General features: G+C 61.5%; 5 protein-coding genes. 1 reads left to right on the top strand and 4 read right to left on the bottom strand.

Annotated features, from left to right (window positions below; translation table 11 throughout):
* Together PLL20_20365 and PLL20_20370 are read right to left on the bottom strand one after the other, a co-directional pair.
* Positions 1-878, bottom strand: an 878-nt coding sequence (locus PLL20_20365) for a hypothetical protein (GenBank protein ID HPD32355.1), incomplete at its 3' end; no start/stop codon positions are given.
* A gap of 88 nt (positions 879-966) precedes the next feature.
* On the bottom strand, positions 967-1,797 hold the full coding sequence (locus tag PLL20_20370) for a hypothetical protein (protein ID HPD32356.1): 831 nt from the start codon (positions 1,795-1,797) through the stop codon (positions 967-969).
* A 387-nt stretch (positions 1,798-2,184) separates the two neighbouring features.
* Here PLL20_20370 and PLL20_20375 point away from each other — a divergent pair, with 387 nt between their 5' ends.
* Entirely contained in the window at positions 2,185-2,928 is a 744-nt protein-coding gene (locus PLL20_20375; GenBank protein HPD32357.1) for an acetyltransferase, read from the top strand.
* 165 nt (positions 2,929-3,093) lie between these two features.
* Here the strand turns inward: PLL20_20375 and PLL20_20380 are convergent, their stop codons facing one another.
* Both PLL20_20380 and PLL20_20385 read right to left on the bottom strand, forming a co-directional pair.
* Positions 3,094-5,526, bottom strand: a complete 2,433-nt coding sequence (locus PLL20_20380; protein ID HPD32358.1) for a DUF362 domain-containing protein — start codon at positions 5,524-5,526, stop codon at positions 3,094-3,096.
* Between the two features lie 187 nt (positions 5,527-5,713).
* Positions 5,714-8,641 carry a DUF362 domain-containing protein gene (locus tag PLL20_20385; protein ID HPD32359.1) on the bottom strand — a complete coding sequence of 976 codons (2,928 nt, stop codon included), beginning with the start codon at positions 8,639-8,641 and terminating at the stop codon, positions 5,714-5,716.
* Positions 8,642-10,138 lie beyond the last annotated feature (1,497 nt).

The following is a 10,138-nucleotide window of genomic DNA, read 5'->3' on the forward strand; positions in this document are numbered from 1 at the left end:
TTGGCCTCGGCCTCCGCCGACTGGGCTGCGAGAAGGGCCGCCTGAGCGGCCGGGGCGTTCATGGCTTGCGTATGCAGTCGTTCGGCCTTGTAGGTATGGAATGAACCACGCATCAGGTAGGCTTCGGCAAGCTTCTCGGCGCTGCTGCCCGTTGCCGGTTGCGTTGTGGCGACGGCCTGGGCGGGCGACGTTTCAGGAGGAGTGGCGGCTCGCTGACTTTCCAGTTCGGCAATGAGCTGATCGTACAGTCTTTCGGCATCCTCATGCCGGCCAACCGTGACGTAGAACTGCGCGAGCCTGTTCACGTACTCGGGGTTTCCCTTGTCGGCCTGTATGGACGCGATGAGTTGCTTTTCGCCGTCTTCGGCGTTGCGCGGGTTGGTTGCCCGTTGCTGAACCAGAGCCAATCCCAGGGCGTGCAGCCCGACGGCGTTGTTGCCGTTGATTCCAACCAGCTTCTCGGCTTCGGTCTGCAAGACGGACCATTGCATGTCACCATACCTGGCGAACTCGAGCAGGAGGCTGACGATGCGTGTTTGGGCGGCCTCGTTCTTGGGATCATTGAGCATCACATCCGACCAACAGCGGCGAGCATCGATGGCTGAGCCGGCCTTGAGAGCCGTTTCTCCTGCCAGGACCATGTATTCGGCATACCGGTCCATGTCTTTCATGGCTTTGGCGCGCCTTGCGGCCATCTGGTATTTCTTGACCGCCTCGACGAAGTCGCCGGCCCGCACCAGCCGTTCGGCTTCGAGGACTGCGGGTTTCGGGTCTCTCTGGGGCAGGAGCTTGATCACCACCACCATCGCAATGGTGGTCAGGATCATTGATGCGATCGTCAGTCCCAGCACCATCTGTTTGTTGAGTCTTCTTGCCATGTCTGGTGTCTCTTCCTTTGTGTCCGAGCAACAAGCGATTGCAGGCTTGTCAGCCTATTCAGGGCGTTCGAGCTTCGCGGCAGGCGGCCTATCTGCCGTTGCCGGCCGTCGGCTGGGTTGCGGAACGTCGGTTGACGGCTTCCCAATCCGGCCAATGATCCTCCAAGAGCACCGGCATGGCAACCCGGAGGAACTCCTTGGCCAACGCCACGGCTTGTTCTTTCGTGAATTGCCTTCCGTCCAGATCCACCCCTACTTCGACCTTGCTGAAATAGGCATACCGGTCGGTCAGGCTGCCGATGGCCAGTCGGACCGCAGTTCGATCCGGTCGGAATTGTCCGTTGGCATGGAAGGTGTAAAGCACAATCCGGGAATTCCGCCCGAACTGGCTTTCCTTCTCAAACTCGAGCACTTGTACGGGTACCACGATCTGTTGTCCCTGACTTGTGATCGTGACCTCGTCGGGGGTTTGTTTGATCAACTTGTGTCCGCCACCCGCGTAGCAGGCTTCAGGGGCATGTGGGACCGCGTCCGGAAGGCCGGTGTAGTACGTCACAAAGAGGGAAAAGATCCGCCCGCTGGCCGGCTGTTCCGGCTTCTCCGGTACCTGAAGGATCCAGTGAACATACTGATCCGTCCCCAACTGGTTGAGGATGTCGGATTGGATCTCGATGGGCTGGAGCAGCTTGTAGGGAGCCAGTCGTTCCTGCTTGAGCAGATTCAAGGGGGTTTTGAGATCGACCCGTTGTTTTACGAATATGAAGCCGCGCACGGCCGCGAGGAGCTGAAAGCCGCCAGCAAATAAGGCAAGCATCGCGACGCAGGCAACGAACCCCCGGTTTCGCAGTGCCTCCCTCAAGATGGCTGTGGGAGAGTGCCACCCACTGGCATCAACTGGCGTTTGGCTTGGTCCAGCCATGATGGAACACCTTTCTGCAGTCTGCCAACTTGCGGATCAACCCGCAACGGGCGGGATCCACGATTCTCAAGACCCTTATAGACGCGAAGGTTACGGCTGGTCAACAAGCCCTCCTTTCGTCTCGTCAAGGTCTTTCGCAGATTCGTATGCGCCCCCAAGCACGTCGCAATGCCAGAGACCAGAACAGGGCACAGAAGGCATTGAGACGGCAATCCGTCTCTAGTCGATGAGGGCATTTGCCTTACGGTGGCGTAAGTATCGGCTGAGATTTGAGCAGCCTTTCCCCCAGTTGGCTAGAGAATCGTTTCCTTCGTGGTCTCGCCAATAGTACGAAGCCGATAAGGACAGTGTTCAGCCTGGCGTTGGGTCGTCCGATAAAGGTGAGTGATGGACCGAGTTTTTCTCCATGATCGCAAGCCTTGTGTGATTGTCGGGGCCGGTGGCCACGGGCGTGTGGTCCTGGACATACTCATCCGGGCCCGGCAGCACAAGGTAATTGGCTTCCTCGACTCGAATCCGGCGATTCACGGTCGGCGAATGGATGGGGTCCCCATTCTGGGGGACATGTCGGCGTTGCCTGATCTCAAGCGTCAGGGGGTGGCGGGGGCAATCGTGGCGATCGGCGATAACGGCGTGCGTCGGGGCTTCGCCGACGAAATCGAGGCGATGGGAATCGATCTGATCAACGCGGTGCACCCGTCGGCCAACCTGGCTCACAACGTCCGGATCGGGCGCAACGTGGTGATTGCCGCCGGGGCTCTGGTTTGCGCCCATTGCCAGATCGGCGACTCGGTCATTCTGAACACCGGCTGCATCGTGGATCACGAGTCGATGATCGGAACCGCCGCCCATATTTGTCCCGGCGCCCGGCTGGCGGGGCGCGTGACGGTCGAGGCGGGGGCTTTTGTGGGCATAGGGGCGACCGTTCTGCAGGGACTTCGAATCGGTTGCGAGGCCATCGTTGGCGGGGGGGCGGTAGTCATTCGTGACGTCGAGCCGATGACCACGGTGGTAGGCGTGCCGGCCCGCAGCATCCGCGAGGTTCCCGGTTACGAGGAGTTCGCGGAAGTGATGACGCCGGCGCCATTGCGAGGTCTCCCGACGACACCCGTTGGGGCCGGACGGCCCTGAAACCTATTCCCTGGTTCCGTCAACTGCAGAAAGATCGCGTTTGACTCGGCTCAAGCGGTCGCGGCGCACGCCGCCGATCCATCAGATGCCGTTTATTCTTGTTTCGCCCAGACAGGTCGTGTTGAACCGGCGTTTGGAGCAACCAGGGAGACCCACGGGCACTCATCACCTCTGGTCGTCGCAGGTCCCGTCAGCGATGACGTTCTCACCCGACAGGCATCGCTGGAAGATAATGCAATCTGCGTTGTCAACAAAGCCATTGCCATCCAGATCGGCATTTCCACAGCCGGTCGGGTAGGCCGCCCCGCCGCTGAGGCAAGCTTGGAGATGGCCGAAGTCCTCCTGGTCCACGTCGCCATCGTGGTTGAAATCGGGCGAGACCGTCTCGATGACGACGGTCACGATGATCGTCTTCGGGCTGTTGATGGCGTTACCCGTAACCTTGATCGTTCCGGCGTACGTTCCTGGCGGCAGCGTTGCGCAGTCGTAGGAGACGGTAATCGGGTCTTCCTCGCCGGTGGAGGAGCCGGTGGTCGGCATCACGCTGAGCCAATGCTGGTCGGTTTCAACCTCAACCTCGATCGAGTAGGTCAGCGTTTCGGCGCCGAGGTTCCGGACGGTGAAGGTATCGCCTGGGGTGACGTTCTGTCCTACGTGGGCGGACCGGTTGATTGTGCCGGTGCTGAGACCGATCACCGGCAAGTTGACGATATTGGCCCGGGCGGTGTTGAAATAGACATCCTGGGCGATGACGTAGGCATCGCCTGCGGGGCCGCTGATGGTGGCCGTGTAGTTATCTCCGTTCTTCCCCAGGCGCATGACTTTCGGTGCCCCGGTCCCGTCGTCGCCGTAGTAAAGGAAAGCGACGTGGGCGTCGCTGACGTGGGCTTGGACGATCCAGTTGCCGTCGCCGGCGTCGTGGATGGCGGCGGCGTTGATCGTCGGCGGGGTGAGATCGTTGATGACCGTGGTATTCCAGTCGGGCCAGGAAGGGCCGTGCCGATCGTCAAACAGGAACTGGTGGTTGTAGGTGGCGTCGATGGTCTGACTGCCGACAACGCGCACCTGACCCGGGTCGGCGGTTCCGATGGGCCAGGGGGAGCCGATCGAGGCGGCGTGGGCATTGTTGATGATCGAGATATTGCGGAAGTCATATCTCTGGAGCCTGGCGCCCACGGCGTCGATCGCGACGGGATCGACGCCGGCGAGCATGGTGTGGAGCCAGTAGGGCCAGGGTGTGTCGGGGTCATGGTAGCGCTCGCCGCAATTGATCGCGTCAAGAATGCACAAGTATCTTCGTTGGGGCGTCGAGTGGACGGCGCCGTCCCGCCAATACAGCGCGCCGCGGTGCAGATCGGCCACTTCTCGCCATAGTATGTCATTACCAAAAGTCTTCTCATAGGATGTCGGGTTGGTCGGCTCATGCGCGATGCGGCACCAGTAGTTCTCGCTCATGTTGAAGGTGGAGAACATGGTGATGCCGACCCAGTTCTTGAGAATGGCCGTCGAGACGCCGTAGTAGTGCACCTTCAGCTTGGCCAGGTCGATGATCACGTCGGCGTCGAAGACGTAATCCGTCACGGCCTGCCAGCCCATGCAGTTGTATTTGCCGGGGCCAGGCCGGCCGTGGGGGTCCACCGCCCCGAAGTAAGAGGATGCCGAGCCGTCGGCGCTCTTGACCAGATCGGTGTCGTTGTAGCCGCTGTCGTAATAGGTGCTCGCTCCCGCTTCGCCGGCATCCGCACCCAGATCGACCCAACTCCAGTGGCTGAGATTCTGGAAGTCGACGCGGGAGACGGTTATGCCGGGCCAGAGGGCCATCAGTTGGTTCAGGTAGGCCTGGGTGAAGCCCTGCTGGTCCATTTTGGCGAACAGCCCGCCGGTCCCGTTTGAGCCATCCCCAATGCGGATTTCTTGCGCGCCCGCGATCGCCAGCATGTCCACCAGCGGCCGAATAATGGCCGGATGCGAGTAGACGGGGTTTCGCTCGCCACCGTCGTCGGCGAAGTATCTGACGGTGTTAGGCTTGATCAGCACCTCGATCGTGCCGTCGCCGTCCACGTCCGTTATCAGGTCGGCGAGCGGATTGTTATAGGGGCCGAGGTGCAGATCCGCGACGGTTTGCCAAGTCAGATCATACGCCGTGTTGGTCCCGGGCCCGTAAGGCTGAGTGCCGTAGGTGACTGAAGGGTTGCGATTGACCGCAACCACCGCTTCGTTTCCGGTCGGCACCAGTAACCTGGAGTTCAAGGGCGTGGGAGTGGACACGTCGACCGGTGTCCAGGGGACGATGGCCGGGTGGCCGGGAACGTAGTCGTCGCCGGCGTCTGAGAATACCGCCACGCCGGCACCGATCAGGGCGAACAGGATACCCGCCAGGGCAACCGAGCCGGTGGCCAAGTCGGCTGCGTGTTCGGCCCGACCGCTTTGTTTGCGCCACCAGCGGGCGAGTCCCGGAACGACCAGCACCGCGAGCCACCCAAGGTTGGCCGCTGCCGCCTGCTGACAAGGATAGCTCAGGCGTCGGGGTTGTGAGCCACTGCGCCACAACAGCCAGACCAGCGAGGCGACTGCAATAGCCACCCGGTTGCGCCACACCACGGCTCCAAGGTGCTGCCCGAGGCGGGAGAGCCGTCCTGACGTTGAGGCCTCCCGGTGTGCGTGCGGCGACCGACCGCCCCGACCCGCGCGGGGCCCGGACGCTCGAGAATGGGATTCAGCGTTGCGTGGGAGTCTGTTTTTCATTGGCCACCGCCACCCGTTTTACAGGGCGAATCATCGCCCGTTATGGTCCGTCGTCGCAGGTCGGATCGGGCGTGACGTCCGGGCCCGACATGCATCCCAGCAAGAATCTGCAATCTGCATCTTGCACGAAGCCGTCGTTGTTCAGATCCGCATCTTTGCATCCTGCGGAGCAGGGCGTGGTGCCGCTCAGGCAGGCCTGGAGCCGGCCGAAGTCCGACTGGTCCACATCGCCGTCGCGGTCCAAATCGGAGGACACCGTAACCACGTTCACGGTCACGGAGAGACGGACGGTGTTGACGCCGTCGCCGACGACGGCGATCCCGGCCGTGTAAGTTCCCGGTTTGAGATGAGTGGTATCGTAGAAGATGCCGTGCGGGTTCGGCGGCGAGCCTTGCACCGCGCTGCCGGTATCCGGGCTGACGGTGAGCCAGTTGATGGTCTGGCTGTCCCACTCGATGGTGTAGTCCAGGGTGCTGCCGATCTTACCGCAGTTGAATACATGGAAGGTTTCGTCGGTTGCATCACTGCCTACAAAGACGGTTTGCTCAAAGGCGATGCGATCCACACAAACAAATGGTGTTTCCGGGACGGTGCTGACGGTGACGTTTCGATAGATGCTGCCCACGTTGAGGGCGGCATCGTAGACCGATATCCGCAGTTCGGCGGGGAATGAGCCCTGCGGAAGGTGATCGGTCTCGATTTCCAGGCCTGCCGGGTCGGAGGGATTGGCCAGATGTGCGATGGGGCTCTCGCTGAGCACCTCGGTCAGGCGGATCTCATCAAACCATGCCTCGACGCCGCCGCCCGTGCTGCCGGCCTTGAGCACGACGGTCATCGTGTTGCCGGTCGCGGTCCGACGGCCCAAACGGTTGTTCCAATCCACTTGGTTGACAGGCGGGGCATACTGCTCATGGGTCCAAAGCCACCCGAAAGTCGTTCCCACCGGGCCGGCGAGGCCATATGTGCTGTCGTCGTATGCGAACATGAAGTTGGGTTTGACGTAGGCAGGGTCATCGGCCTGCTGTAATGAGAAAGGCCCGTCGATCAGCAGTATTTCGAACCAGTTCTGGTCGGCCAGCTTGCGGCCTTTCCAGATGGCGTCGATTCGGTAGGTTCTGCCGGGCTGGACGCTCACTTGTTGATAGACGCCGAAACTGGTGGCGGTGGAGGCCCCCCCGAGTTTCAGGCATGCATTGCCCATGTGCCCCGGCTCGGTACTTGCAAAATCGTAGGCCTCGCCGCCGCCCCATGTGGTCTTCCATGGGGTCCAGCCCGCCGATCCAGCTTCGAAATCGCCGTTGGCCAGCAGGTTCGGACCGAGGATGGCAGCCACCGCCGTCGCCTGCACGACCCCGACATCATCACCGACGTCAGAAACAGCGATCATCTGATGGTTGGCGACGGCTTCGCCCTCGTTGACGGAGGTGTTGCCGATCCATGGTGCCGTATGGTCGGTGTTCTTGACCGCGCCGATGCCCCAATTGCCGGGGAAGTCGTCGGACCGGACCTTCCACATCTGGTCGCCGACGACCGTGATCATTGAGCGATCCTTCGTGCCGAGGACTCCCCGGCTGTCGGCCCAGGCCAGGTGGGGGATGTAGTCCGGGTGGTAGTCCATCACCAATGAACAGGCGGCATCGACGGCGAGCGAATCCGCCCCGGCAACGATCATGTGCAGGTAGGGGCTGGGCTTGCCGGTCCGCCCGCCGACGCTCTTATCGTTCGGGCCGGTGGTCACGCCGATGAGGCCGTCGACGACGGCAAAATCCTGCGGGCGGACGAGATTGAGGTCGACAATCGTGCGCTGAACGATCTCGTTTTCATCGGAGGAACTGGGGCAGGGCGCCACCGTGCAGGGGAATCCATCATCTGTGTAGTGGACCAGCGCGAGCTTGCCCTGGAAACCTTCGCCCCAACTGCGGTGCGAATGATAGATATCGTTTGGGGCGCACCCCACGCGGTTTTTCAAAGCCAGCGTGACCGTGCCGTTATAGTGGTTCTTGAGTGTGGGCACGCAGATCATGACGTCGCAGTTCAGCAGCACGTTCGGAACGTAGTACTGTGTGCGGATGACCCCATTGGGGATGGTCACCAGGGTGACCTTGTTGGGGTCGGTCTGGTGCAGACCGCCACTGTCGTTGAGATCGTAGAGATTGACGGTGGTGTCATAGTCGAACTTGTAGTCACGGTTGGCGTCGTACCCCGCGGCATACATGGCGTCCCAGGTTGCCTGGCCGGCCGGCCCGACGGCCGTGCCTTCGGCGATACCCACGTGCGTGGCTCCCGCCTCTTTGGCCACCTTGACGATCGCAGCGCAAACCTTAGGGTCGGTGACCACGCCGTCGGTCGGATCCTCTGCCTGGACAAGGTTCGGCTTGAGAATGACGCTGATCTGACCGTCATTGTTCCGATCGGTCATGAGATGATCGAGTCCGCCGGCACGAGCGATGGCCAGGCGGACCATGTCTTCGATTTCGGCGGTCGTGTACCACGATCCCTGCGGGTCGCGGTGGGCGATACCGACGATCGTGTGCTGCGGATCATCGATGCGGGCGGGAACCACGGGCAACGAGGGGGGAATCAGGCTTTGCGCGTATTGATATCCCTCAATTCCCACCAGCGCGGTCACAAACAGGATGGCGGCCGCCAGCAACTGGCGACGGATGACGACGCGGCGGGCGACGGCGTGGGCGCATCGGGGTTTGCGCCACAACCACAAAGCGGGAATGAGGCCGGCGGCAAAGGCTCCGACGTTGAGTGCCGCGACCTGCTGGCATGGGTAGCTCAGCCGGCGGGGCTGGGCTCCGCTTCGATAGATCAGCCATAGCAGCGAGGCCACGCCGATGGCCAGGCGGTTGTGCAGCACCAGCCGCCAGATCCCACTCGGGATCCGCCAGTGGGGTTCGTTTTGCCGCGTCAGGTCCTGGTGAGCCGGCAATGTTGCTTGTGGCTTGCGATTATGGTTCATGATCTCCCCTCATGCTTGAGAGCAACAGTAGCCCTCGTCATCGAGGAAAACGTCGTGTCCTTCGCGATCAAAAGGACAGGATCTGCCTTGCACCTTCACCGGTGACGGTCCGAGTACGTCAGTTTCACGACTCCGGTACTGATTCTACCTGATCGGTGCCGGTCGGCTCAACCCGAAATCCGGCCTTTTGAGGATTTACAGCAGTTATTTCGGACTTTTTTGTGACAGAAGACATTCTCCCGATGGCTGCGAAGCCGGGGGGCTGTCCCGATTCCGGTCAGCCTCGATTGGTGCCGCCCGGAAGACACCACGAAGGAAAGCAACCGCAGCGCCAGAAAAGCCGTATTGCCCCAGGGAGGCGGTGGAAGGACGTCGTCGCGGCGGAAGGCAGCGACGGGCGCAGAACCGGGTGCGGCGCCGGTTGTCCGCTCAATGGGATCTGCACGCGGAATTGTTCGCCAAGACTATGTGCCAGGCAGGAATGGTCAGCACCCGGCCACACGGCAGGGCTCGGTTGCAGCGGTGACCTCGAGAATGCATCACCGTTCGCTCCGGGAGCTCTCGCTTTGATGCCATCATGGTGCCATCGTGTCCAAGGCGGGGCGACACCGGGAGGGTGGCTTTTCAGGAGGTTTCACATGGCGTCTGAACAACGGCCGCTCTTGATTCGTCACGAGAAAACGAGGTTCCTGCCGAACGCAGCGCCTGCGGCATGCGTTATCGGTTGATCAGTCGCCAGGACAAAGGCAGCGGCGTGGCCGGGTGGGCCCATGGAGTAGACCCCCCAGTTGCACAAAAACCGCCGCAGGTGTGCAGGGCGGCCCTTGTGGATCGACCGTTTTGCGCCGAATCACCGCTGTTTCTGGAGTTCACCAGTGGTGAGGTTCATGGGCGACTGCCAAGCACGGCCCATTCTCAATTCTACATTCACAATTCCGCATTCCCCGGCGTTGCCGTATGCAACGCTGGGGCCAAAATATCGCGCCGCCGGCGGCTGAAAGCCGATCGCTGAGGGCCGAACGCTTCAATCAAAAACGCCGAGACAGGATGAACGCGAAGCCCCGGCCCGCAGATCATGGGATTGACGCAGATGGAAAACAAGTGGGGCCGACGCCCTCGTCGGCCATTTGTGCCGCGATATTGGCGCGATATTGGAGACAGTCACCTGTTTGCTTTCGCCGGTAGACCAGAAAGGGGGGCATGACCGTCGCAGTGTTTGAGGTGACGGTCAGCCGATTGGACACGATCGAGTACCGACGGTTTTCTGGGGCTCGAAAGAGCCAGGGGCCGGGAAGGGTTCCTCGCGGACCGTCCCGACGGCCTTGATCCTGATGGGTGACTGGTGCGTGCCCGAAAGATGCACGATAACCAAACGAACGAAGACCAGGGTGCGTATCTCGGGCAAAGCCGGCAACGTCGGCGGTTTCAGGCGGTCGTTTTGAAAAAAGATTCGCCAAGGGAGTCTTCGCGCACGACAAGACGGGGGCTAATGGGTGA

The sequence above is a fragment of the Phycisphaerae bacterium genome (genome assembly GCA_035384605.1).
Classification (GTDB): domain Bacteria; phylum Planctomycetota; class Phycisphaerae; order UBA1845; family PWPN01; genus JAUCQB01.